Annotated in this window: 22 protein-coding genes; 4 read left to right on the forward strand and 18 right to left on the reverse strand. The window is 42.8% G+C overall.

Going from position 1 to position 24,384, the window contains the following annotated elements; translation table 11 throughout:
- Positions 1 to 6: 6 nt before the first annotated feature.
- Both DDV96_RS09820 and hflX read left to right on the forward strand, forming a co-directional pair.
- Positions 7 to 1,401, forward strand: coding sequence for a DUF5689 domain-containing protein (locus DDV96_RS09820; protein WP_116694602.1), 1,395 nt, complete (start codon positions 7 to 9; stop codon positions 1,399 to 1,401).
- 171 nt (positions 1,402 to 1,572) lie between these two features.
- Positions 1,573 to 2,784, forward strand: a complete 1,212-nt coding sequence (gene hflX, locus DDV96_RS09825; RefSeq protein ID WP_116694603.1) for a GTPase HflX — start codon at positions 1,573 to 1,575, stop codon at positions 2,782 to 2,784.
- A 149-nt stretch (positions 2,785 to 2,933) separates the two neighbouring features.
- Here hflX and DDV96_RS09830 read toward each other — a convergent pair whose 3' ends face one another.
- The 15 genes from DDV96_RS09830 to DDV96_RS09900 all read right to left on the reverse strand — a co-directional run bounded on the left by DDV96_RS09830 (position 2,934) and on the right by DDV96_RS09900 (position 17,578).
- Complete coding sequence (locus DDV96_RS09830) at positions 2,934 to 3,845, reverse strand: DUF3078 domain-containing protein (protein ID WP_116694834.1); 912 nt, start codon at positions 3,843 to 3,845, stop codon at positions 2,934 to 2,936.
- A gap of 111 nt (positions 3,846 to 3,956) precedes the next feature.
- Positions 3,957 to 4,466, reverse strand: coding sequence for a DUF2480 family protein (locus DDV96_RS09835; protein WP_116694604.1), 510 nt, complete (start codon positions 4,464 to 4,466; stop codon positions 3,957 to 3,959).
- Positions 4,467 to 4,761: 295 nt separating this feature from the next.
- A complete protein-coding gene (locus tag DDV96_RS09840) occupies positions 4,762 to 5,088 on the reverse strand; it encodes an SUF system Fe-S cluster assembly protein (RefSeq protein WP_116694605.1) in 327 nt (108 codons plus the stop codon).
- 106 nt (positions 5,089 to 5,194) lie between these two features.
- A complete protein-coding gene (locus tag DDV96_RS09845; RefSeq protein ID WP_116694606.1) occupies positions 5,195 to 5,623 on the reverse strand; it encodes a SufE family protein in 429 nt (142 codons plus the stop codon).
- Positions 5,623 to 6,060, reverse strand: coding sequence for an META domain-containing protein (locus DDV96_RS09850; RefSeq protein WP_116694607.1), 438 nt, complete (start codon positions 6,058 to 6,060; stop codon positions 5,623 to 5,625). The genes DDV96_RS09845 and DDV96_RS09850 overlap by 1 nt, the downstream gene beginning before the upstream one ends.
- 12 nt (positions 6,061 to 6,072) lie before the next feature.
- Positions 6,073 to 7,290, reverse strand: coding sequence for an aminotransferase class V-fold PLP-dependent enzyme (locus DDV96_RS09855; protein ID WP_116694608.1), 1,218 nt, complete (start codon positions 7,288 to 7,290; stop codon positions 6,073 to 6,075).
- A gap of 23 nt (positions 7,291 to 7,313) precedes the next feature.
- Complete coding sequence (gene sufD / locus DDV96_RS09860; RefSeq protein WP_116694609.1) at positions 7,314 to 8,633, reverse strand: Fe-S cluster assembly protein SufD; 1,320 nt, start codon at positions 8,631 to 8,633, stop codon at positions 7,314 to 7,316.
- A gap of 87 nt (positions 8,634 to 8,720) precedes the next feature.
- The gene (gene sufC, locus DDV96_RS09865) at positions 8,721 to 9,470 is read right to left on the reverse strand and encodes a Fe-S cluster assembly ATPase SufC (RefSeq protein WP_116694610.1); all 750 of its coding nucleotides are present in this window, start codon (positions 9,468 to 9,470) and stop codon (positions 8,721 to 8,723) included.
- Positions 9,471 to 9,472: 2 nt separating this feature from the next.
- Entirely contained in the window at positions 9,473 to 9,886 is a 414-nt protein-coding gene (locus DDV96_RS09870) for a hypothetical protein (RefSeq protein ID WP_116694611.1), read from the reverse strand.
- 34 nt (positions 9,887 to 9,920) lie between these two features.
- Positions 9,921 to 11,369 carry a Fe-S cluster assembly protein SufB gene (gene sufB / locus DDV96_RS09875; RefSeq protein WP_116694612.1) on the reverse strand — a complete coding sequence of 483 codons (1,449 nt, stop codon included), beginning with the start codon at positions 11,367 to 11,369 and terminating at the stop codon, positions 9,921 to 9,923.
- An 85-nt stretch (positions 11,370 to 11,454) separates the two neighbouring features.
- A complete protein-coding gene (locus DDV96_RS09880; RefSeq protein ID WP_116694613.1) occupies positions 11,455 to 11,784 on the reverse strand; it encodes a HesB/IscA family protein in 330 nt (109 codons plus the stop codon).
- A gap of 250 nt (positions 11,785 to 12,034) precedes the next feature.
- On the reverse strand, positions 12,035 to 13,138 hold the full coding sequence (locus tag DDV96_RS09885; RefSeq protein ID WP_240607702.1) for a cytochrome-c peroxidase: 1,104 nt from the start codon (positions 13,136 to 13,138) through the stop codon (positions 12,035 to 12,037).
- A 9-nt stretch (positions 13,139 to 13,147) separates the two neighbouring features.
- Positions 13,148 to 13,927 carry an MbnP family protein gene (locus DDV96_RS09890; protein WP_116694614.1) on the reverse strand — a complete coding sequence of 260 codons (780 nt, stop codon included), beginning with the start codon at positions 13,925 to 13,927 and terminating at the stop codon, positions 13,148 to 13,150.
- Positions 13,928 to 13,945: 18 nt separating this feature from the next.
- On the reverse strand, positions 13,946 to 15,334 hold the full coding sequence (locus DDV96_RS09895; RefSeq protein WP_116694615.1) for a hypothetical protein: 1,389 nt from the start codon (positions 15,332 to 15,334) through the stop codon (positions 13,946 to 13,948).
- 327 nt (positions 15,335 to 15,661) lie between these two features.
- Complete coding sequence (locus tag DDV96_RS09900; RefSeq protein ID WP_116694616.1) at positions 15,662 to 17,578, reverse strand: choice-of-anchor B family protein; 1,917 nt, start codon at positions 17,576 to 17,578, stop codon at positions 15,662 to 15,664.
- A 210-nt stretch (positions 17,579 to 17,788) separates the two neighbouring features.
- Here DDV96_RS09900 and thiL point away from each other — a divergent pair, with 210 nt between their 5' ends.
- Positions 17,789 to 18,841: a thiamine-phosphate kinase gene (gene thiL, locus DDV96_RS09905; RefSeq protein WP_116694836.1), complete on the forward strand. Its 1,053-nt coding sequence runs from the start codon at positions 17,789 to 17,791 to the stop codon at positions 18,839 to 18,841.
- Here thiL and DDV96_RS09910 read toward each other — a convergent pair.
- The 3 genes from DDV96_RS09910 to DDV96_RS09920 form a co-directional block, all read right to left on the reverse strand.
- Positions 18,838 to 19,080 (reverse strand): hypothetical protein, encoded by a 243-nt coding sequence (locus DDV96_RS09910; RefSeq protein WP_116694617.1) that lies wholly within the window; start codon positions 19,078 to 19,080, stop codon positions 18,838 to 18,840. The two genes, thiL and DDV96_RS09910, sit on opposite strands and share 4 nt — an antisense overlap.
- A 63-nt stretch (positions 19,081 to 19,143) precedes the next feature.
- Positions 19,144 to 19,914, reverse strand: coding sequence for an alpha/beta fold hydrolase (locus tag DDV96_RS09915; RefSeq protein ID WP_116694618.1), 771 nt, complete (start codon positions 19,912 to 19,914; stop codon positions 19,144 to 19,146).
- A gap of 121 nt (positions 19,915 to 20,035) precedes the next feature.
- Positions 20,036 to 21,331: an aminopeptidase P family protein gene (locus DDV96_RS09920; protein ID WP_116694619.1), complete on the reverse strand. Its 1,296-nt coding sequence runs from the start codon at positions 21,329 to 21,331 to the stop codon at positions 20,036 to 20,038.
- 122 nt (positions 21,332 to 21,453) lie between these two features.
- Here DDV96_RS09920 and DDV96_RS09925 point away from each other — a divergent pair, with 122 nt between their 5' ends.
- Positions 21,454 to 24,294 carry a WD40/YVTN/BNR-like repeat-containing protein gene (locus tag DDV96_RS09925; protein ID WP_116694620.1) on the forward strand — a complete coding sequence of 947 codons (2,841 nt, stop codon included), beginning with the start codon at positions 21,454 to 21,456 and terminating at the stop codon, positions 24,292 to 24,294.
- The last annotated feature ends 90 nt before the right edge of the window (positions 24,295 to 24,384 follow it).

Below are 24,384 nucleotides of genomic sequence, written 5' to 3' on the forward strand. Positions count from 1 at the left end.
ATAATTATGAAAGCGATAAAAAATTTAAGCTTACTGTTCTTGTTGGGGTTGATAGTCGTTTCTTGTGTAAAAGATGACGATTACGATATTCCAGAAATAAATGTTGATGAACCAGATGTAGATGTAAATTTTACAATTCAAAACGTTAAAGATGTATATAGAGGTTTTGAGCCGGTACTAATAGAAGCCGGAGAAGATTCAGAAACTCCTTTGTTTATTGAGGCATATGTGGTTTCAAGTGATGAATCTGGAAACTTTTACAAACAACTTATAATCCAAGATAGCCCTGAAAACCCAACAGCGGGGATATCGATTTCTACCCAAGCAACAGATTTGTACACCAAGTACGAACCGGGTAGAAAAATATATTTCCGTGTGGACGGCCTGTATAGCGGTGTTTATGCAGATTTGCCAACCTTAGGTACCCAAGACGGTGATGAAGTGGGCAGGATAGGCGTTGACGAGTTTAACAGCCGTATCTTCCGCTCTCAAGAAGTTGCAGATTTGGTACCTAAAGAGGTAAGTATTTCCCAAGCATCTTCTAGTTCTTCGTTGCTCAATACATTGGTGAAATTTTCTGAAGTTGAATTTGCAGATGAGGAATTAGGGGAGAGCTATGGAAATATCGATGATACATTTAGCGTAAACCGTTCGGTTGTTAACTGTGATAACGATGAAATTATCATGCGTACCAGTGGTTTTTCAGATTTTAAAAACCTATCCTTACCAGAAGGCAATGGCATGCTCACGGCCGTCCTTAGCACATTCAATGGAACCAATCAACTGTTTATCCGTAATCCAGACGATGTTATGTTCGACGGTGAACGTTGCGATGATGGTTCTGGCGGTGGCACTGGTGAAGGTTTTGAATGTACCACGCCAAGTGGCGGTGGAACAGCGTTTTTTAATGTAGATTTTGAAGAATTCAACGCCATAGAAGACTACGTAGATGCCGGGTGGACAAACGTAAACGTAGCCGGTGGCGGTACCGTTTGGGAAATAGGGAATTTTGAAAGCAACAACTATGCACAAATATCTGGTTTCAACTCTGGCGAAGATGAAATAGCATCTTGGTTGGTAACCCCAGAAATCGATATGGACAACACCACTGGCGAAGAATTGAGCTTTGATGTCCAAGCCAGTTTTGACAATGGTACCATCTTAAGCGTGGTGTTTTCCACCAACTTTACAGGTGATGTTACAACAGCAGATTGGCAAACCCTTAGTGCTGTAAACATCCCTACAGGTCCGGACGATGGTTTTGGCAATTTTCAATCCGTTGGTCCAGTCAATATATCGTGTATCGACGGTCCCATCCATATTGCGTTTTTATATGAAGGCTCAGACCCCGATGCGACTACACGCTATCACGTAGATAACATTAAAATTACCGGAAATTAATCCTAGAATCTTATTTTATAGGACAAAGGGCTTCATTTATTTGGAGCCCTTTTTTTATAACTGAATTTTTCCTGAAGGTTTTCACTGCTCTTTAACCACAGTCCGTTAAATGATTATAAATACAAAATTCTGAAGCAAAACCTTTTGTATCTTTGTTACATAACTAAATATATGATTGAACAAACCACAATAGAATACGAAAAAACCATACTCATTGGTTTAATAACCCAATATCAAGATGAAGATAAATCCAAGGAATATTTGGATGAGTTGGAATTCTTGGCTTATACCGCCGGGGGCGAAGTATCCAAACGTTTTACCCAAAAAATGGACGCTCCCAACCCAAAAACGTTCATTGGTTCGGGAAAAATGGATCAGGTACGCGAATATGTAGAAGAAAACGATATCGGCACCGCCATATTCGATGACGAGCTGTCGCCTGCCCAACAGAAAAACATTGAAAAAATACTGCGGTGCAAGATTATAGACCGTACCAACCTTATTCTCGATATATTCGCCCAACGCGCTAAAACCAGCTATGCCCGCACCCAAGTGGAATTGGCCCAATACGAATACCTATTGCCCCGGTTGGCGGGGATGTGGACCCACTTGGAGCGACAACGTGGAGGTATTGGCATGCGCGGTCCCGGGGAAACTGAAATCGAAACCGACCGCCGTATCGTGCGCGACCGCATTACGCTGTTAAAGAAGAAATTGGAAAAGATCGACAAGCAAATGGAGGTGCAGCGTGGCAACCGTGGTTCGTTGGTTCGGGTGGCTTTGGTTGGGTACACCAACGTAGGTAAATCCACCTTGATGAACAGCATAAGCAAAAGTGAAGTATTTGCCGAAAACAAACTCTTCGCAACCCTCGATACCACGGTGCGAAAGGTGGTAATTGGCAACCTTCCCTTTTTATTGACCGATACCGTAGGATTTATAAGAAAACTGCCCACGCAGTTGGTAGAATCGTTTAAAAGTACGTTAGATGAGGTTCGTGAAGCCGATTTATTGTTGCACGTGGTCGATATTTCGCACCCTTCTTTTGAAGATCACATCGCTTCGGTAAACAAAGTGTTGGACGAGATTGACAGTGCCGATAAACCCACTATCATGGTTTTTAATAAAATTGACCAGTACGAACCTGAAAAAATAGAAGAAGATGATCTGGAAACCGAAAAAACAACCGCACACTACACACTAAAAGACTGGAAACAAACTTGGATGAACCGAGAGGAAAACGCCATTTTCATTTCAGCACTGAACAAAGACAATTTTGAAGAGTTCAGGAAATTAGTCTATGAAAAAGTACGGGATATTCACGTCACTCGTTTCCCGTACAATAATTTCCTCTATCCAGAGAAGTATCTTTATGAAGAGTAAAAAAACCTGCTTTAAAATTGATTTTAACTGTCTGTTCGAGCGCAGTCGAGAACTATTAATTGATCTAAATCAATAAGGTTTCGACTGCGCTCAACCTGACAAAATTATTATTTTACTTTTAAAGCAGGATTTAAGTTATGTTTTGCTTACTAAAACTTATACCCAACACCTATACCAAGTGTTTCCCGTATTTGAAAAGCTTGTACGGCATTGTCGTCGTAAATGGCTTGAAAGGTGGCATTGGCCGTGATCCAGTCGTTTACTTTCATTACTAAGTTCATGGTATAATCTAAGTCCACATTTTGAGGGTCTTCCAAGTAATTGGAGTAAAGCCCCAGGATGTTTTCCATGGAGATGTTTTCCATTAAATCTACCTTGTAATAAGCATTCACAGAAGCACCAAATTCAAATCTGCTTGTCTCATTGGCTTCAACCCCAAAATAACCGCCGGCATCGTTAAAAGCTTCGGCTGCAGCAGGATCTACCGAGGTGAATTTTTCGTTCACGAAGATAAGACGGGCTGTTGCCGGGGCGATGTTTACTTTAAGGTTATCGCTTTTTTTCCACAGCATACCGGGACCAAATTGTAAATAACCGGGCGACATAAAACGGGTGGTTTCGGTGCGTATTTCGTTGCCATCACCGTCTTCGCCAAACTCATACCCTTTGGCAAATTGGGTTTTAAAATTCACAAAAAAGGAGTAATACCACTTGCTTTCTTGTATCTGGCGCCCCAAAACCGAATTCAGCTCCAAACGGTCGTTGGTTTTTCTCGTAAATTCATCGTCTTTGGTCTTGGTAATGCCGTAATCTGCCAGTATGCGGTTGTCCCAAGTCAATTTTCCTTGGCGGTAGTTAAAATCGTAAGTAAAATTCAGGTTGGCGGCGTAATTGGAAGTTCCGCCACCGGTCCATTCCTCGTTAAAGGCGGCTTGGTTAAATATCAAGGAAACATTGCCCGCTCGGGTCCAACCGTCTTTGGGCTTTTCTTTTTCTTCATTATCTTGGGCCGTAGCTAAAAACGGGGAAACCAACAGCACTGCTAATAGAATCTTTTTCATAGAATGTTTTTTAAGTTTTAGGCAAAGGTAGGTTTTCTGCCCCATTTTTTAAAAAAGGAACCTTTGGAATGCCCGCAAATTCGATATAAAGAAGATAAATTTCGGTAACCGTTACTTTTTTCGCTTAAATAATGGCACCGAAGAGCAGGCTTCGCCATACATCACACTCTTGGCCACTTCTTGAAGGCGTTGGGCAAGCAGCACATACGCATTTTCTGGAATGGGCTTATGGGCACAGCCTTTAATGATGATTGGTTTGTCTTTATATTCTGAAATATCTAGGGTGTGTAAAATTTCAGCAAACAAAATACTTTCCAATGTTTCTGAAGAGCCAACGACCGTCTTTTTGGCAAACGGCGCCAACTGAAGCGAAAGGAACGTATAGGCCCAAGCTGGGACAATGGCATCGGTAGAACAATAGAGGTTCACGAAACACCCTTCGTATTGCGACCAATCTTGTGCTTTAATGTCGTTGCGGAAGTCTTTTTCGCGCAAAACAATCCCTTCAAGCAACCATTGGGAAATATCAATGGAAACCCGTTTGCCCTCGGGATAAAAATCTTCAAGGTTAAAAGTTATTAGTTTACTGTTCGCTACGCGGTTTACTATTTGTTCTTCCATAAAGGCTTTTATTTCATTCAGGGGTTTCGATAAAATTTTTAAAATCTTGACGACTTTAAAAAATCACTCAACCACCTTAAGCTTCTTTGGGTTCATTTCCTCGGGGCTTGCCTCGTTTTATTTTTTGGGATTTGAATTTTTAATACCTCACGGGCTTATCTGCCGATAAAGACAGGCTCGCTCCAAGGTATTTTATTTTGGGCCAAAAGTAAGGTGGTTGAGTGATTTTTGAACAACGTAGTTGTCTCAAAAATCGTATCGAAACCACCGATTTACTACCAATTACCTTCTAAATCTAAAGCATCCCCAATTCCAGCTTCGCTTCTTCGCTCATCAGGTCTTGGCTCCACGGTGGGTCGAAGGTGATTTCCACTTCGGCGTCTTTAACCATTTTAATGGATTTTACTTTGTCTTCCACTTCTTGTGGCAGCGACTCGGCTACGGGGCAGTTGGGGGTCGTCAAGGTCATCAAGATTTTTACTTCGCGGTCTTCATTTACGAAAACATCGTAAATAAGTCCGAGCTCGTAAACATCTACAGGGATTTCAGGATCGTAAACGGTTTTGATCACTTTTACGATTTTATCGCCCAATTCGGTGGTGTTTATAGTTTCAGTACTCATAGTTTTGGTTATTTTCTACTTCGCGTGCCGCTTCGGCGGACGAGAAGGAATTAATGTTATAGTGCCTATAGATTTAAGGTAAAGAATAGACCTTACACTACATCTCTTAAGTGTCATTTAGTTGTGCTTGGTAGGCCACGGCATACAGTTTTAACTGTTTTACCATGGAGACCAGTCCATTTGCACGGGTAGGGGATAAATGTTCTTTTAAGCCAATTTCGTCTATAAATTGGGTGTCGGCTTCAATGATATCCTCCGGTTTTTGATTTGAAAACGCCCGTATCAATATGGCAATGATACCTTTGGTGATCACAGCATCGCTATCGGCTGTGAACACTACTTTGTCATCTTTTATTTCAGCGTTTAGCCAAACACGGGATTGGCATCCTTTAATCAGTTTGTCTTCGGTTTTTAGTTCTTCATCGATTAATGGCAGCGATTTTCCCAGTTCTATCATATATTCATAACGTTGCATCCAGTCGTCGAACATGGAGAACTCATCAATCAACTCGTTTTGAATTTCTTGTATGGTCATTACTCTTCTTCTTTGTCTTTTGTAGCGGTTATCAAGACGCTTTGGTCACTTTTTGCATATAAAGTTAACACATTGTCTTGAATGCGATAGCCGCCCACTTTGCTTAAAGTTTTTAAATAATTATCTTCAACTTCCATTACATCTTCTCCACACATTTTTTTGGTGGCGGCCAACTCGCCAAAAGTCAAGGCGTTGTTGTTAATGGTGTAATCGCCAAAATAGTTGTTGCAACCTGCATTCCCCGAAACCCTGCCGCTAAGGGCAGCAAAAGTAATGGTTGGCTGGATTGCAGTCATTGCAGTGCCTGGTACATTTGTTACGGTGTAATTGCCCGATAACTGTACGTTTCCGGCTACATCGATTACTTTTTTGGTTTCGTCACAGCTTGTAAAAACAAGAGCGAATACTAACAGGCTAAGGGTGGCAAGTGATTTCATGTTTAATAACGTTTAGGTTAACATTGTTTTTGCTTTTTTTACGGCTGCCACTAAGGCATCGACCTCTTCTTTGGTGTTGTAAAAAGCGAAAGAAGCACGAACCGTCCCGGGTATTTTATAATAATCCATAATGGGTTGCGCGCAATGATGCCCCGTACGGACCGCTATGCCCAATTTGTCAACAATAGTGCCAATATCGTACGGATGGATGCCTTCTATATTGAACGAAATCACCGATGTTTTATCAACACCTGTTCCGTAGATTTTCAAACCTTCGATTGCTGTTAACTGTTCGGTGGCGTACGTCAACAACTCGTGTTCGTGGGCTTCAATTTGGTCAAAACCGATGGTATTAAGGTAATCAATTGCAGCACCAAAAGCAATACCGCCTGCGATATTGGGTGTTCCAGCTTCAAATTTATGCGGCAGCCCGGCGTATGTTGTTTTTTCGAATGTTACTTCGGCAATCATCTCGCCTCCGCCTTGGTAGGGAGGCAGTTTGTTAAGCCACGTTTCTTTTCCGTAGAGCATGCCCACTCCTGTAGGGCCGCACATTTTATGGGCCGATGTTACATAAAAATCAACATCCAACGCTTGTAAATCAGGTTTTATGTGCGAACAGGCTTGGGCTCCGTCCACTAAAACGGCGGCACCTTGTTGATGGGCCATTTCAATAATCTTGGCAATGGGATTGATGGTTCCCAAAGCGTTCGAAATATGGTTGACGAACACCAGCTTTGTGTTTTCTGAAAGCAGCTTCTCGTATTCTGAGAGTACCAGCACCCCTTTTTCATCAATAGGGATTACTTTTAATTGGACCCCTGTGCGTTCACAGAGCATTTGCCAAGGTACGATGTTCGAATGGTGCTCTAATGCCGAAACGATAATCTCATCGCCTTCGCTTAAAAACCCAGTAAATCCATTGGCTACCAGGTTAATACCGTGAGTGGTTCCGGCAGTAAAAATAACCTCGTGGTCATGCTTTATGTTGAAATGTTCCTGAACGGATTTCCGGGCGGCCTCATAAGCATCGGTCGCTTCTTGCGAAAGCGTGTGCACGCCCCGATGGATATTGGCATTGTAGGTGGAATAATAGTCCACGATACAGTCAATAACAGCTTGCGGTTTTTGAGCCGTCGCTGCATTGTCGAGGTACACCAGGGGCTTACCATTTACTTCACGCTGAAGAATGGGGAAGTCATTTCTAATTTCCTGAACGTTGAAGGCCATGAAATTTGTTGTTTAAGGAATGATTACAACTGAAAACCCAGACTGACGCCAATTTTTTTGGCAATCAGTTTGTTGATGCGCTGTTTCAGTTCGGGAATTTTAACACTTTCCAAAACACTGTTGGCAAAAGCATACATCAACAACGCCCGTGCTTCTTTTTTGGCGATCCCGCGGGAACGCATATAGAACAATGCCTCCTCATCCAATTGTCCAATGGTACACCCGTGCGAGCATTTTACATCGTCTGCAAAAATTTCCAGTTGAGGCTTAGAGTTGATGGTAGCACGGTCGTCCACCAATATGTTGTTGTTCTGCTGAAAGGCATCGATTTTTTGGGCTATTTTATCGACCAAAACTTTTCCGTTGAAAACACCGGTCGATCGGTCTGCGTACACCCCTTTGTAATCTTGGTGGCTTTCACAGTTTGGTGCCGTGTGGTGAACCAGAGTGTTGTGGTCCACGTGCTGTTTGTCCTCAATAATGGTAATGCCGTTCAAGGTAGAATCACAACGCTCGCCGTACTGGTAAAAATGAAGGTTGTTGCGGGTCAATTTTCCACCAAACGAAAAGGTATGTACACGGCAGTGGCTTTCCTGTTGTTGTGAAACGTAGGTGCTATCTATTAAAGAGGCCGTAGGGTTATCGGTCTGTATTTTATAGTAATCCACATAAGCCCGTTTTTCGCCAAATATTTCGGTGACGCTGTTGGTGAACACCGCATTTTCCGAAAGGCTTTGGTGCCGCTCTATAATCTGTACGTGTGCATTTTCGCCCACCACGATTAAATTTCGGGGCTGTAGCATTACGGCGGCTTCGTTGCCCGTTGAGAAGTTAATGATCTCGATGGGTTTTTCCACTTCCTTGTTTTTCGGGATATGGATATACGCCCCTTCTTTGGCAAAAGCCGTGTTCAATGAGGTGATACTGTCTTTTTCGGCCACTTTGTTGAAATAAGCTTCGATTACCGGTTGGTATTTCGATTTGTTCAACGCTGCAGAAAGCAAGCACACATCAATGGAATCGTGGGTGGTTTCAGATAAAAACGAACTGTAAACACCATCGACAAACACAATTTTATAGGTGTCGATATCGTGCAAGAAATATTCCCGTACGTCTTTCAGTTCGATATGCTTTTCCTTTTGCTTCGGAAAAAGGCTATAATTGGTTTTTTCAAGGGATTTCAACGACGTGTATTTCCACGACTCTTCCTTTTTGGAAGGGAACCCTTGTTCTTCAAAAACCTTCATGGCATCGCTGCGAAGCTCATGAATAGGCGAGTCGTGCCCTAAATAATCTTCAAAAGCGATGTATGATGAAACTAACTTATCTTTTAAATTGCTCATTTTTTTTAATTCAGAATTCAAAATTCAGCATTCAACACCTAAGAAATATGAAAGGTCTTACATTTTGAAGCTTACCTTTTGAATTATTTAAACTAATTCTTCTTTAATCCAGTCGTAACCTTGTGCCTCTAGTTTATGGGCCAGTTCCTTTCCGCCAGATTTAACGATCTTACCGCCCATCAACACGTGTACGTGATCGGGTACAATGTAATCGAGCAACCGCTGGTAGTGCGTGATCACGATTACTGCATTGTCCTTGCTCTTTAGTTTGTTGACCCCATTGGCCACCACTTTTAAGGCATCGATATCCAAGCCGGAATCGGTTTCGTCCAATATGGCCAATTTGGGTTCCATCATGGCGAGCTGGAAAATCTCGTTGCGTTTTTTCTCACCTCCGGAAAAACCTTCATTTAAGGAGCGGGATAAAAACTTGCGGTCTATTTCAAGCATATCGGCCTTCTCTTTTATTTTTTTTAGCATGTCGCTGGCGGGCATATCGTCCAGCCCTTTTGCTTTTCGGGTTTCGTTGATGGCCGTTTTAATAAAGTTGGTCACCGAAACCCCTGGGATTTCTATGGGGTATTGGAAAGAAAGAAACAACCCTTTGTGGGCGCGTTCTTCAGGGTCGAGCTCAGAAATTTCAGCACCTTCAAAAACAATTTCACCTTGGTGCAGTTCAAACTCTTCTTTTCCTGCAATAACCGAAGCCAACGTACTTTTTCCGGAACCGTTTGGTCCCATAATGGCGTGGACTTCCCCGGCATTCACATCGAGGTCAATGCCTTTTAAAATATCTTTTCCTTCAACACCTGCGTGCAGATTTTTAATTTGTAGCATAATTAACTTTTCTTTTCTTCTAATTTTATATCGTTTTTAGCGGGTTTGTCGCTAACATGTAAAATATCCTTTATGGTAATTACTTCTTCCCAAACTTCTTCGGTTTCGGCTTTTGGGTTGGGTTTTACCTCGCCGCTTACAATTACCGGAACCATATCGTAAGGGTCCCTTTTTATGCTGGAAACCCTGTTGGCCAGTTCTTGGCTTTTTTCGTCTATGGTAACACCGTAGATAAAGTTGTTTCCTTTTAACACCGCTGCGTCGTCCGTGTAAATGAACTCCCCTCTATACGTTTTCACGTTTTCGTTGGCTGGGGAAACTGCTGCTTCTTCAGGATTTTTTTCAGTCTCTTTCTTTGTATTGTTACAGGAAAGAATTGTAGCCGAAAGCGCGAGCAGCAAAAGTATTTTTCTCATTATATACTGTTTTGGTTATCAATTTTTTGAAAAATTATCCTACGGATCCTTCCAAGGAAATTTCCAATAGTTTTTGTGCTTCTACGGCAAATTCCATCGGCAACTTGTTCAACACTTCTTTGCTGAAACCATTTACAATCAAGGCAATGGCTTTTTCAGTGTCGATACCGCGTTGGTTACAGTAAAAAATTTGATCTTCTCCAATTTTACTGGTGGTGGCTTCATGTTCCACTTGAGCCGTTTTGTTTTTGGCCTCAATGTAGGGGAAAGTATGCGCACCACATTCATTGCCCATCAACAACGAATCGCATTGCGAAAAGTTACGGGCGTTGGCTGCACGGCTATTGATCTGTACCAAACCACGGTAACTGTTTTGTGATTTCCCAGCCGAAATACCTTTGGAAATAATGGTGCTCTTGGTGTTTTTACCCAAGTGGATCATTTTGGTCCCGGTATCGGCCTGTTGATAGTTGTTGGTAACAGCAATAGAGTAAAACTCGCCAATGGAGTTGTCGCCCTTTAAAATGCAACTTGGATATTTCCAAGTAACGGCACTTCCGGTTTCAACTTGCGTCCACGAGATTTTGGCGTTTTTCTCGCAAAGCCCTCTTTTGGTCACAAAGTTGAATACCCCGCCTTTACCGTCTTTCCCGCCAGGGAACCAGTTTTGCACGGTGGAGTATTTAATCTCGGCACCATCCAAGGCAACCAATTCTACCACGGCGGCGTGCAATTGGTTTTCATCGCGCATGGGAGCGGTACAACCTTCTAAGTAACTCACATAGCTGTCTTCATCGGCAATGACCAATGTGCGTTCAAATTGTCCTGTTCCGGCTTGGTTGATACGGAAATAGGTAGAAAGCTCCATCGGGCAACGCACGCCCTTTGGAATGTAACAGAAAGATCCATCACTGAACACCGCACTGTTTAAGGCGGCATAAAAGTTGTCTTTTTGCGGTACTACCGAGCCAATGTATTTTTTTACCAACTCTGGATGTTCTTTTATCGCTTCGGAAATGGAACAGAAAATAATCCCTTTCTTTGCCAAAGTATCCTTAAAAGTGGTGGTTACCGAAACGGAGTCCATAACGATGTCCACGGCCACCCCAGCTAATTTTTTTTGTTCGTCCAGCGAGATGCCCAATTTGTTGAACGTATCCAACAACTCTGGGTCCACTTCGTCCAAGCTGTCGTATTTCGGTTTTTTGTTGGGAGCCGAATAATAGGAGATGTTCTGGAAATCGGGTTTGTTGTAATGAACGTTTGCCCATTCGGGCTCGATCATTTCTTTCCAGTAGCGGAAAGATTCCAAACGCCATTCGGTCATCCATTCAGGTTCTTCTTTTTTCTTCGAAATGGCACGAACAACGTCCTCGTTCAATCCCACAGGGAACGTATCAGATTCTATATCGGTATAAAACCCATATTCGTACTCTTTGGTTTCGAGCTCTTTCTTTAAATCGTCTTCGGTAAACTTAGCCATGTTTAGCTTCTATTTTTGTTTTGCCGTGTTTTGCTCGTTTCAGGAACAAAACAGGCAAATTGGTGTTATACTTAAATTAGTTGAGTTATAGCGAGAAACTTTCGCCACAACCGCAGGTACGGTTAGCATTGGGGTTGTTAAAGACAAACCCTTTGCCGTTCAATCCACCGCTGTACTCCAGCGTGGTCCCTACCAAATAGAGAAAACTTTTTTTGTCAATTGCTATCTTAACCTGTTCATCTTCAAAAAGCTTGTCGTTTTCCCCTATGGCATTGTCAAATTTCAGGTCATAAGAAAGGCCGGAGCACCCTCCGCTTTTAACGCCAACCCGAACAAAATCGTTTGCTATATTAAAGCCTTCTTCAGCCATCAACTGCTCCAGCTTTGATTTTGCGTTTGCACTTACTTTTATCATAAGATAGAATTATTCTAAATTAGGGTACAAATATAAGGTAAATACAACTGTTTACCATAGTAAGCCGTCAATTAAAACTTATGGCGTTATAGTTTTAGATAATAATTAACAAATTGGCTTGTAAAGGGTTAAAATTGAAGGAGGAAGCCGATGCTTAAGCTTCAAAACAATTTTTGAAATAAGACACAAAGACCTCCAAGGATTCCAAAATCTTTGGGGGCTGATTTTTTTCTGATTTATAGGCTTATGGCTATTTGTTTTGAAAGTCCGGGTTATTGATGAAGCTTTCGTCCGATAGTGCCAAGAGGAATGCTTTAAGGTCTTGTTTGTCCTGTTCTGAAAGTTGCACGCCACCTTCGCCCACGGCTTTCATAAGTGGATCGATGGTTTCGGAATAGACCAGACCTTCGCTGTAATGATCGATTACTTCTTCCAGCGTTTCAAAACGGCCATCGTGCATATAAGGAGCGGTATAGGCCAAGTTTCGAAGCGAAGGGGTTTTAAAAAGCCCAAACTCCCTAGGATCGCCGGTTATGGCGCCACGGCCTAAATCGTCAAAGGTTTTGTCCAAGCCATTGTTGTGAAAGTCATTATCGGTCCACAATAAGTTATTGGGCGGTGTGCCGTGGCAATGGAAGCAATCGCCCCGTTCTTCGTCTTTATAGACATTGAGTCCGTTCTGTTCGGCTTGGGTAAGCTCGATCTCACCCCGCAAGTATTGATCATATCGCGAATTGCCCGAAATAAGCGTGCGCACAAACTGTGCAATGGCTTTTGACACCAGGGTGGAATCGATGGTGGACGTGCCAAAGGCTTTCGCAAAAAGTTCGGGATATTCCGGTGCAGCTTGTAGGCTCGAAACCGCATTGGGCCAAGTGTTGTGCATTTCAACAGGGTCTATAACAGGTTCTAAGGCTTGGTTTTCAAGCGAAATGGCCCGCCCGTCCCAAAAAAAGGTTTCCTTATGGTTCCACGCCAAGTTAAAAAGCGGCATGGAGTTCCGTCTACCTTCAACGCCATCAATCCCCGGACTGAATTGCCGTGAATCTGAAAATCCCTCTTCCTGAATGTGGCAACCGGCACAGGCCAAAGTGTTGTTACCCGAAAGAATAGGATCGAAAAATAATTTTTTGCCCAAAGCCACTCCTTCTACGGTTTGGGGGTTATCTGCCGGGATGACCGGTGAATCTAATTTTTCCTGAAATAAAACAGGGGTTTGCAATGCCAATGGCGTGGGCTCGTAGCCCTCTTCTGCTTGTTCAGTTTTATTAGTTTCTTCTTTGGCACAAGAGCTTATTAACAGTGCGCATGCTACTGTTAAAACAAAGGTCGGTATGTTTTTGAAAACGGTCAAATGAATTGTTTATTCCTCTACAATGGTCGTTTCTCCCAAGCTAAAAACAGTGCGTCCATTTTCCGACATTTTGAGCTGGGCGCCAAAATTGCCCATTAAATTGCTGTTCAGTTCGTTCAAATCCCATTCGTTTGGGTTTTTGAACCATTCGGCCACGTCCATTTTAATTTCATAAACAACGCCTTCTTTAACCGTTACGGTGCCTAAATCTACTTCAAAAGAGGTGTCTTGCAGTTCCAAAGCATCATCGGTTTTGTTGGCTGCCCGTATGGTGTGGTACAAATATGGGGCGACTGTACCGGTATTGTCGATAAACGTACCTTCCAATTGCATAAAATGATACCCGCCGCCAAGGTCTTCGGGCACGTTCCAGTCGGCACTGGTTAAATCGGGGTATGCGCCGTCGATATTGTCTTCTTTTTCAAACCCAAAAGTAAAACTCAAGGTGTAGGTGCCTTCCTGTATTTTTTTGGCGGGTTTGTATTGGGTGTTGGTTGCTTCCCGGGCGTTAACCAAGTTATAGCCTTTTATAATGGTGCTGTCGCCGTTTTCATCGGTAAACGCGATGTCTGAAATCAAGTACCGTAACTTTGAAATAGTCATTGTTTCGCCGTGTGCATTGGTGTATTCGGTGGTTTGATAATCGGCGTTGGTAATTTCATCGCCCTCCCAGTTTTGGGTGAAGTTGAAGGTAACATTTCGGTTTGGGTTTAAAACCGCTGCTTCATCTACATCTTTACAGGCCACTAAAACGAGTGCCGCAACGACTAACAAAATATGCTTTTTCATATTAAAAATGATTTAGGGTTATTTAAGTTTTATCAATAATATATCTTCCACGCCACGGTTTTGCGGGATGTCTTTGTCATTGCTTTGAGTGCTTCCCACAATAACATAGGAGCTTTTTTCTGCTTCAACGGCGCTTTGGGCAAAATCGAATGTTGAACCGCCGATTGTTATTTGAAATTGCATGCTTTGCTTATCGTCAATAACCATTGCCAGCGCATCATTGTCTCCTTTATCTCCATTGAAATCACCGTCTGTACTTCTGGTGTTCCCGGTTATTATGAAGTTTCCGTTAGACAGTTGGGTGATGCCCCTGGCGCTTTCAAATTCACTGCCCCCATAGGATTGTTGTGACAACAGGGTCCCTTCGGCATCGATTTTCACGCCCCAAATGTCTGCTTTCCCAAAATTACCGCTAACATCTTCATCGTTACTGCGGGTATCGCCAAACATCATAAAGTTTCCGTCAGCAGTTGTTGTAGCGGCATATAAATTTTCTATTTGGGTGCCACCATAGTTTTTTCCCCATACCAATTCTCCATTTGCTGAAACCTTTACCACCCAAAAGTCGTAGGTGCCAATGTTTTCTGAAATGTCCACATCAAAGCTGTCTGACGTCCCAAAAACGAGGTATGACCCGTCAGCGGTTTGTTGAACATCGTAAGCAGTATCGGTAAACGTGCCGCCAAAATAGTTTCTCCATTGCAGTTCTCCTGTTGAAGAGAGCTTGATGGCCCAGTAATCACCTCCTGCATGTTGTGGAGACCTACTTGTTTTTCCTCCAGGCCGTTTGGAACCCAGCCCTCCTTCGCCATTGCTTGCTGAAACATCCAACACGCCTACCGCTATATAACCACCATCTTTTGTTTGTCTGGCTTTATAAGCTTTGTCGCTACCTGGAAAACCGAAACTTTTTTCCCATTGAAGATCGCCTGAAGCATTAAACTTTACAATCCAAAAGTCGTGAAACCCTTCGTTATTGCTCACATCACCGCCAGCACCTCTGCTATAACCAGATGCAATATATCCTCCATCGTTTGTTTTTTCTAAGCCAGTGGCAGTATCGTCTTCGGGACCACCATAGGTTTTGCTCCAGATTATTTCGCCATCGGGTTTTATTTTTAAGAGCCAGAAATCTTCATCGGTCGTGGTTTTATCGGTAATATCGCCATCGGTGCTTTGGGTCGTGCCGAGAACTACGTAGTTTCCGTCATTGGCCAAGACAACACTTACCGCTTTGTCCAACTCGCTGCCGCCATAGGTTTTTATATAATCTATTTCGCCTTGAAACTCTGGTGTTGTTTCTATTTCCTCTTCTTCTTCTCTTGGGGAATCTGGGTCTTTACAGGAAACAATACCAACGACTAAAAAAATTATGAGTATTTTGTAGGTTAAGCTATTCTTTTTCATAGTGTTGTTTTACCTTGCCAGTTTGCAGAGCGACAATGTTTATCTTTCTTGTTTAATTTTCTTTTGAAAACCTAATTTATAATACGTTACCCTAAAACGGAAAACACTTCAATTTGTTTTATGTCAGAATATTTTTCTGAGTGTACGGGGCTTTTTCTCTTGTTCCTTGTTCGACTTGAAAACAGTACAAAATCGATTGCGTTTGATTTATGCACTCTAATTATAAAGTATCGTTTTAAAGCTTTAAATGTTAGCTTAAAAGATTAAAAATCAGTATGCTATTAATACTCTGTGTGTTTTGTTTGGCGTCGATGCATTTCAAAAAAGCTATTTTTTCACAATTTTCTTAGTTGCCCTTTTATTAATTGTTATAAAATACATTCCTTTTGAAAAGCTCGAGATATTTATTGACTTTGCCATAGCGTTGATGTTTTTTTCAGTGTACACCTTTTTTCCCAATATGTCATAAACCTCAATAAGTTCTATTGTGGTGTTTTCTGAAGTGACGGTAACTTTATCCGAAGCCGGTACTGGGAATATTTTAATACTATTTTCAAAAGAAATGTCGTTAATGGCTAATTCTTCCATTACCGTTAATTGAAAGGAACAGTTTCCTGTGTTTCCAGAAGCGTCTTCAGCTTCAAAACTTATGGTGTAAGTTCCTTCGGTAAGCTGTGTTCCTGGAGCTGGCGTTTGTGTAACGGTGGGGGTTTGGGTACAGTTATCTATTGTAAGCACCAATCCTTCTGCCTCATAATCAGGTAATGTATAAAAATTGGCTCCAGAATCATATTCGACAGTGGTGTCTGCAGTACAGGTTATTGCTGGAGCTGTGTTATCTTCTATCGTGATTATTGCTGTGCAGGTATCGGTATTCCCGGAGGGGTCTGTTACGGTTAAGGTAACAGTGTTCTCTCCTATGTGGGTGCAGTTAAACTCATTTTGGCTCAACGATAAAGTGAAAAAACCACTATTGTCGCTAGACCCTCCGTCCACTAATGCAGGATCTACTACTGTTGTTTCATCTGGGTTTAATGAAACGGTAATGTTCTGGCAAACTGCCACAGGATCTTCATTATCTGCGATTGATGATTTCACCAAAAAGAAACCTTCGCTAATATCGCTCATAACAATATTTCCACTTGCAAAATAAGGGTACACATTCCATACACTTGAGGTGCTGGCGTTGTCGTTACTGGGGTATGTGTCAAAAAAAGCTTCTTCCACAAAATTTTCCCCTGCTATATCGCTTATGTCAATAATGCGTAAACCAGCTCTATAATTGGCTAAGTAAAATTTTTGCCCCAACACATATCCATTATGGTCTGTTGCCGAAGTAGGTCCTGAATATTCAAAGTGCAATTGTGGATTATCAAGGTCGTTTAAATCGAATATTAAGGTACGTGTGTTGAAGCCGTAATCGATTTCGTCGATTTCGTCCCCTGCTATAAAATAGCGTTCGTCTTCTGTAAACCAACCTTGATGCGTATAAGAAACGTTGGAATAACTTATGGTCGAAATACTCTGTGGGTTTGCTTTATCGGTTATATCTACAATAACAATTTCGTTTTCATTACTGCCAACATATATTTCTCTTCCTGTATAATCTGTATCAGGGCCATTATAAATAACTACTTGTGCATCGTGGCTATAATAATCGTTGGAATATCCACCTTCCCCAACAGGATTTAAAGGGTCTTGAATGTTTACAAAATGAGGGCCGCCGTTAAATGTGCCTGTCCCTACGCCATAAGCGTATCCAGAGTCTTCATTAATAACTAAATTGTGAGCGTTTCCAAAACCATCGTAATGGGCATCTTCGGTGAAAGTTACTGGGGGAGAAGTTACGTTTCTTAAACGGGTTAAGTCAAAAACCTGCATGCCGTGCCCCGAAGCTTCACTTACTACAAAAGCATAGTTGTTATATACTTTAATATCGCGCCAGCTACTTGACGAAGTATGTGTTGGCAATTTCCCCAAATATATAGGGTTTATAGGGTCCGAAATATCAATAAAAGCAGTACCATTGTCCAGTCCCATAAGTGCGTATTCGGTGCCGTCTTGTGGATCTGTCCAGCCCCAGGAATCATTCCCGCTTCCTGCGTTCATTTCACTTAATGAAATATGGGATTGTAGGTCAATCCCGTCGCAAGGATAGGGGCCAGCCATGCCATTATTACAAGGGGTCTGTGCATGTAATTGTGTACATGCCAAAATTAAAAGCGTAAGTAGAATATTCTTCATTATTGAGGTATTAAATTATTGAAAGGGAAACTATGTTTTTCTTATTAAAAGGGTAAAGTTAATAAGGGTTTCCTAATCATGTGCTGCGAAACTACAAAAATTATTCGTTTAGCCAACTTACAATCAAATTATTATCATTATGGTGTTTTCAGGATGAAACATTCATTTTTTAATGGGTAACCCGTATTTTTGCACATTAAAGCACAACTTATGTTCGAAAACAAAGACACTTCCAGAACCAGTATTTCACAATTGGGCGAATTTGGCCTTATAGACCACCTTACCAAAAATTTCAAAATAAAACATGAAACCACGGTTAAAGGCATTGGCGACGATGCGGCGGTCATTGCTTCAGAAAAAGACCAGCAATTGGTGGTAACGACCGATATGTTGGTAGAAGGCGTGCATTTCGACTTAAGCTACATGCCCTTAAAACATTTGGGCTATAAAGCCGTGGTGGTAAACCTTTCCGATGTGTATGCCATGAACGCCAAAGCCTCGCAAATAACGGTGTCGATAGCCGTTTCCAACCGGTTCCCGGTGGAAGCCTTAGAAGAGTTGTATGCCGGAATCGAAACTGCGGCAAGCATCTACAACATTGATGTGGTGGGCGGCGATACCACTTCCTCTACAACAGGATTGGTAATCAGTATTACGGCTTTGGGGCAAGCTAAAAAAGATAATATAGTGTACCGTTCTGGTGCCAAAGCCAACGATTTGCTGGTGTTAACGGGCGATGTGGGCGCTGCCTACCTTGGGCTTCAGGTCTTGGAACGCGAAAAGCAAGTGTTTAAGGTCAATCCAAAATCGCAACCCGATCTTGATAAATATACCTACATTATTGAACGGCAATTAAAACCCGAAGCCCGTCAAGGCATTGCGGCCTTGTTGAACGAGCTGGAAGTGCAACCCACCTCCATGATCGATGTTAGCGACGGACTTTCTTCTGAAATAATCCACATCTGCAAAAACTCGAAAGTAGGCTGTAATCTATATGAAGACAAAATCCCGCTGGACCCGCAGGTTATTGCCACCTGTGAAGAATTTGAACTGGACAGCACCACCGTTGCGTTAAGTGGCGGGGAAGATTATGAACTGCTGTTTACCGTTTCAACCGAAGATTTTCCCAAAATAAAGGGCAATCCGCATTTAACGGTCATTGGGCACATGACGCAAGAAAGTGAAGGCATGCACTTGATAACCCGCGCCAATACCAAAATACCTTTGGTGGCCCGGGGCTGGAACGCGATGAAGGAAGACTAAACGGTCAATCTTCTGCTTCTTTTTTCAAAATAGGCGGCTACGTTGTTGTTTACTTCTTTTACCTTATGGGTGAGCAATTCAATTTTTCCTGCCGGGTTTTCAGTCACTTCACGGCCACAGTTCTTGCATTTGTATTCATGAATGTGGTTGGTGATTTTTCGTGTTTTAACGTATTTGTGTCCTACGGTGTGGCAAACGATACGCAGTATCGAAAACGATGGGGAAGTGGGATTATGCATGCTTCAGTTTTTTTGTTAGGATAAATATAGGAAAAACTTTTAAAAAAACGTTAAAATGCAAATTTATTCGATGAAATGCAATATATTATAAATTTCGTAACTGTTTTCCAACCAGCTCATGTGTCCTCCCTCCAATTCGATAAAGCGGGTATTTGTCTTTTCTGAAATAGCCTTCGATTCTGCAATGGGCATAAGGGGATCTTCCTTACCACAGACCATTGTTTTCTTTTTGCTGAAATGCGCCAATATATCGGTTCGGTCTTTTCTATCGATCATTCCACGAATAGCTGCTTGTATTCCTGCTACTGGAAATTGTAGCGCTGCGTTTTTCAGTGCTTCAATATCAGAAACAAAATGCTGCCTCGATTTTTCAGGAAACAAATTGGTGATCGCCATGCTAATAAACGCCTCCGCATTATAATCCATTACCTTAAGTGCCCTTTTTCGGTTTTGCTTGCGTGCTTCGGAATCTGCAAGCGGGGTGGAATTCAGCAAAATCAGTTTTTCAACTTCAGCTTCAAATAGCTCGGTATAGGCCAAGGCCACATAGCCGCCCATGGAATGTCCTACCAAGGTTGCCGATGCAATACCTGCTTCATTTAAAACGCTTTTTACAACTTTAGCCATAAGCTCCATAGTATGTGTTCCTGAAATGACCCCGCTTTTTCCGTGTCCGGGAAAATCGATGGTGATCACGGTGAATTTTTCTGAAAGAGAAGGAACATACCGGTCCCACATCGTTGAGCGTTCCAAAAAACCGTGCAGCAATACCATCGTCGGACCGGTTCCGGTTACATTATAATGTATAGGAGTGTTTTTATAAGTATGCGTCATTGTTTTTTTAATAGAATCCTGATACAGAGTGATAAAAAAGCTGTAACAGGATTTTGGGTCTTTTTAATGAAGAAAACTTGCAGAACAGTTTGATTTCTCAGTCGTGCCTTTTTCGAGATGACTATTTGTTCATGAGTTCTTCGATCTCGTCTGCTTCGATTGGGATGTTGCGCATCAGGTTGTGGGGCGCTCCGTTTTCCTGTATCACCACATCGTCTTCCAAACGGATACCGAACCCTTCGTCCGGCAGGTAAATGCCCGGCTCTACGGTAAACACTTGGTTGGCTTGCACGGGTTCCCATAAAATACCGTAATCGTGGGGGTCCAGACCAATGTTATGGCTGGTGCCGTGCATAAAGTATTTTTTATAGGCCGGCCAATCTGGGTTTTCGTTTTTCACATCGGTTTTGTCGAGTATCCCCAGCCCCAATAATTCCGAAGTCATCAATTTCCCTACCTCTTTGTGAAACTCTTTCCAGATGGTTCCGGGAACGAGCATTTTTGTGGCCTCGTTTTTTACCCGGTTTACGGCATTATAGACCTCTTTTTGCCGCTTGGTAAACTTTCCGCCCACCGGGATGGTACGCGACATATCGCTGCTGTAGTTGGCGTACTCGGCGCCCACATCCAATAAAATTAATTCGCCATCCTTGCATTGCTGGTTGTTTTCTACATAATGAAGGACACAAGCGTTTTTTCCGCTGGCAATAATGGGGGTGTAGGCAAAGCCGCGGGACCTGTTTCGTAAAAACTCATGCATCAGCTCAGCTTCGATTTCATATTCCCAAACGCCCGGTTTTACAAAATCTAAAAGCCGTTTAAAGCCTTTTTCGGTAATGTTGCAGGCTTGTTGCATGAGCTCCAGCTCTATAGGGTTTTTTACCGAACGCAAGCGTTGTAAAATAGGGTTGCTTTTCGCCCAATTGTGGGCCGGATATTGCTGTTTGGTTTTTTTGATAAAGCGGTCTTCACGGGTTTCGGTCACCACGTTGGTGGCGCGGTAGTGTTCGTTGGTGTTAAAATAAATGGTGTTGGCCTGCGACATCAGTTCAAAGAAAATTTTATCAAATTCTTGAAGCCAATACACGGTTGTAACGCCGGAGGTTTCGGTTGCCTTCTCCTTGGTGAGCTTTTCGCCCTCCCAAACGGCTATATGGTCGTTGGTTTCGGTTAAAAACAGGATTTCCCGGTGTTTTTCTTCCACGGCATCGGGAAATAACAACAAGATGCTCTCGTCCTGGTCCACGCCACTTAGGTAAAACAAGTCACGGGATTGCTGAAACGGCATCGTGCTGTCTGCCCCGATGGGGTACACATCGTTGCTGTTGAACACAGCAAGGCTTTTTGGCTTCATTTGGGCCATGAAATCCTTGCGGTTTTTAATAAATAATGCGTTGTCTATTGGGTGGTACTTCATGATAGGTTTTTCTGGGATTTCCACAAAATTATAGGAATTAAAAGCAACGACTGTTAATGATAGAATAAAATTTTGGGAAGCCGAGACATTTCAGTAATTTCAACAGCTTAAAACCCATTTTCATGAAGCAGTCCATACTTTTTCTATGTTCCCTCTTTTTTATTGCAGCGTTTTCCCAACAACCGGCCACCTCCAAAGCCGACCTTAAAAAAGCGCTTGAGCAGCGGCAACAGCTCTCGCAACAATCGCTTGTAAAAAACCTGCCGTTTAAAAACATTGGCCCAACGGTAATGAGCGGCCGGGTGGTTGATTTGGCCGTAAACCCCAACGACCCCACCGAGTTTTACGCAGCTTACGCCACGGGCGGTGTTTGGCACACCAACAATAACGGGACGTCTTTTACCCCGGTGTTGGACAACAGCCTAACCCAAAACGTAGGCAGCCTGGCCGTAGATTGGCAAAACGGCACTATCTGGGTAGGGACGGGCGAAGTGAACGCCTCCCGTTCTTCTTACGCCGGAATCGGCTTGCTGAAATCTACCGACGACGGGAAAACCTGGCAAAACATGGGGCTGGAAGACAGCCATCACATTAGCAAAATATTGATTAACCCCAACAACCCCGATGAGGTGGTGGTAAGTGCTGTGGGGCATTTGTATTCTACCAATAACGAGCGTGGCGTCTATAAAACCATGGACGGCGGAGAAACGTGGAACCAAACTCTTTTTGTGAACGATAAAAGCGGCATCATCGAGATGGACCGCGACCCGAACAATTTTAACTTGATCTATGCTTCCTCTTGGGAAAAGGACCGAAAGGCCTGGAACTTTACCGGAAGCGGCGAAGGCAGCGCCATTTACAAAAGCACCGATGGCGGGAATACGTGGAAAAAAATGACCGTTTCCGGCAGTGGGTTTCCTACCGGCAAAGATGCCGGCCGTATTGGTTTGGCAGTGGTTGATGAAAACACGGTCTATGCCATAATCGACAATCAAGACCATCGCGAAAAGGAAAAGATGGATGCCGATAGCGATGCCTTGACCAAAGATGTGTTTAAAGGTATGAGCGTTTCAGAGTTTTTATCACTGGACAACGATAAACTGAAAAAATTCCTGCGAGCCAATGGTTTTCAGGAAAAATACAAAACCGAAAACGTAAAAAATATGGTGCGCAGCGGCACGATAACCCCAGCCGATTTGACCAAATACTTAGAAGACGCCAATTCACAACTATTTGATACCCCGGTTATTGGCGCTGAGGTCTATAAGAGCTCCAATGCCGGAAAAACGTGGCAAAAAACCCACGATGGCTATTTAAATGATTTGTATTATTCCTACGGATATTACTTCGGAAAAATCCATGTGGACCCTTCCAATTCAGAAAAAATATATATTTATGGGGTGCCTATTTTAAAATCTTCCGATGGCGGGAAAACGTTTGAATCCATCAATGCCGAAAACGTGCACGTGGACCACCACGCCCTGTGGATCAACCCCAACAAGCCCGGACATTTAATTGATGGCAACGACGGCGGGATCAACATTAGCTACGACGATGGCGAAACATGGATTAAAAACAATGCACCAGCCGTTGGTCAATTTTATACGGTGAACGTTGACAACGAAAAGCCTTATAACGTGTATGGTGGTTTGCAGGACAATGGCGTTTGGGTAGGGCCGCACAATGCCAAGATAGATTACGGTTGGCAACAATCTGGACACAACCCCTACGAAAGCATTATGGGCGGCGATGGCATGCAGGTGCAAATCGATAGCCGAAATAGCAATATCGTTTATACCGGATTTCAATTCGGAAATTATTTCAGGCTTAATCGTGAAACTGAAGAACAAACTTATGTGCAACCGAAACATGAACTGGGTGAGAGCCCGTATCGTTTCAACTGGCAAACCCCTATTTTATTGAGTTCGCACAATCAAGATATTCTTTATTTGGGCGGCAATAAGCTCATGAGGAGCATGAACCAAGGTGGCGACTGGGAAGCGATCTCTGGCGACCTCACCAAAGGCGGAAAACCCGGAAATGTCGCTTATGGAACCTTGACAAGCATCAGCGAATCGCCGTTTCAGTTTGGGTTGTTGTATGCCGGAAGTGATGATGGCATGCTGCATGTTTCAAACAATGTGGGTGGCAATTGGACGGAAATTTCAAAAACGTTTCCGAAAGATTTGTGGGTAAGCAGGGTGATTGCTTCGGCACATAAAAAAGAACGGGTTTACGTTACCTTGAACGGGTACCGCTGGGACGATTTTAACCTGTATGTATATGTAAGCGACAATTATGGGCAAACGTGGAAGGACATTAGCAGTAATTTGCCGGCGTCGCCCATAAACGTTATAAAAGAAGATCCTGAAAATGAAAACGTCCTGTACTTGGGCACCGACAATGGCGCGTATGTTTCGTTAAACCGCGGTGCAAGTTGGGAAGCATTTTACGAGGGGTTGCCTAATGTGGCGGTGCATGACCTCGTGATACAAGAACGTGAAAAAGACCTGATTTTGGGCACGCACGGCCGTTCGTTTTACTTGGCCGATGTTGAATTGCTACAGAAATTGGAAGCATCAAAAATGGATGACCTTGTTCTTGCTGAAATAGCGCCCATAAAATCTTCCGGCCGATGGGGCAGTAAATACGGCGAATGGTACGAGGTGTACGAGCCTTCGGTAACCCTTCAGTTTTACAATCCTTCCGAAGGGAATGCGACCATATCCATTGAAACCGAAGATGGGGCAAAATTACAGCAATTTACCACCGATGCTGTAAGAGGCGTAAATGTGGTTGCGTATGATGTTAGCGTTTCAGAAAAAGGAAAAAAAGCGTTGAAAAAAGCCGATATCGAAATCAAGAAAGCCGATAATGAAAGCTATTATTTGCCAAAAGGCAAATATAAAGTGGTGGTTTCTGTTCAAGGGATTGCTGCCGAACAATCCCTTGAGGTTGAATAGCGTTTATATTTAAAACAATTCTAAATAGACGGGAAAACAATTGATACTTTTTGTTTAAAGCTTTTTCAGTGGTATTTTTGCGTATCTTAA

This window comes from Marixanthomonas spongiae (assembly GCF_003095375.1).
In the GTDB taxonomy this organism is placed as follows: Bacteria; Bacteroidota; Bacteroidia; order Flavobacteriales; family Flavobacteriaceae; genus Marixanthomonas; species Marixanthomonas spongiae.

Bases quoted from the DNA above. Each gene is read 5' to 3' on its own strand.
- DDV96_RS09820 (WP_116694602.1), top strand. From the start codon at position 7: ATGAAAGCGATAAAAAATTTAAGCTTACTGTTCTTGTTGGGGTTGATA.
- hflX (WP_116694603.1), top strand. From the start codon at position 1,573: ATGATTGAACAAACCACAATAGAATACGAAAAAACCATACTCATTGGT.
- DDV96_RS09830 (WP_116694834.1), bottom strand. From the start codon at position 3,845: ATGAAAAAGATTCTATTAGCAGTGCTGTTGGTTTCCCCGTTTTTAGCT.
- DDV96_RS09835 (WP_116694604.1), bottom strand. From the start codon at position 4,466: ATGGAAGAACAAATAGTAAACCGCGTAGCGAACAGTAAACTAATAACT.
- DDV96_RS09840 (WP_116694605.1), bottom strand. From the start codon at position 5,088: ATGAGTACTGAAACTATAAACACCACCGAATTGGGCGATAAAATCGTA.
- DDV96_RS09845 (WP_116694606.1), bottom strand. From the start codon at position 5,623: ATGACCATACAAGAAATTCAAAACGAGTTGATTGATGAGTTCTCCATG.
- DDV96_RS09850 (WP_116694607.1), bottom strand. From the start codon at position 6,060: ATGAAATCACTTGCCACCCTTAGCCTGTTAGTATTCGCTCTTGTTTTT.
- DDV96_RS09855 (WP_116694608.1), bottom strand. From the start codon at position 7,290: ATGGCCTTCAACGTTCAGGAAATTAGAAATGACTTCCCCATTCTTCAG.
- sufD (WP_116694609.1), bottom strand. From the start codon at position 8,633: ATGAGCAATTTAAAAGATAAGTTAGTTTCATCATACATCGCTTTTGAA.
- sufC (WP_116694610.1), bottom strand. From the start codon at position 9,470: ATGCTACAAATTAAAAATCTGCACGCAGGTGTTGAAGGAAAAGATATT.
- DDV96_RS09870 (WP_116694611.1), bottom strand. From the start codon at position 9,886: ATGAGAAAAATACTTTTGCTGCTCGCGCTTTCGGCTACAATTCTTTCC.
- sufB (WP_116694612.1), bottom strand. From the start codon at position 11,369: ATGGCTAAGTTTACCGAAGACGATTTAAAGAAAGAGCTCGAAACCAAA.
- DDV96_RS09880 (WP_116694613.1), bottom strand. From the start codon at position 11,784: ATGATAAAAGTAAGTGCAAACGCAAAATCAAAGCTGGAGCAGTTGATG.
- DDV96_RS09890 (WP_116694614.1), bottom strand. From the start codon at position 13,927: ATGAAAAAGCATATTTTGTTAGTCGTTGCGGCACTCGTTTTAGTGGCC.
- DDV96_RS09895 (WP_116694615.1), bottom strand. From the start codon at position 15,334: ATGAAAAAGAATAGCTTAACCTACAAAATACTCATAATTTTTTTAGTC.
- DDV96_RS09900 (WP_116694616.1), bottom strand. From the start codon at position 17,578: ATGAAGAATATTCTACTTACGCTTTTAATTTTGGCATGTACACAATTA.
- thiL (WP_116694836.1), top strand. From the start codon at position 17,789: ATGTTCGAAAACAAAGACACTTCCAGAACCAGTATTTCACAATTGGGC.
- DDV96_RS09910 (WP_116694617.1), bottom strand. From the start codon at position 19,080: ATGCATAATCCCACTTCCCCATCGTTTTCGATACTGCGTATCGTTTGC.
- DDV96_RS09915 (WP_116694618.1), bottom strand. From the start codon at position 19,914: ATGACGCATACTTATAAAAACACTCCTATACATTATAATGTAACCGGA.
- DDV96_RS09920 (WP_116694619.1), bottom strand. From the start codon at position 21,331: ATGAAGTACCACCCAATAGACAACGCATTATTTATTAAAAACCGCAAG.
- DDV96_RS09925 (WP_116694620.1), top strand. From the start codon at position 21,454: ATGAAGCAGTCCATACTTTTTCTATGTTCCCTCTTTTTTATTGCAGCG.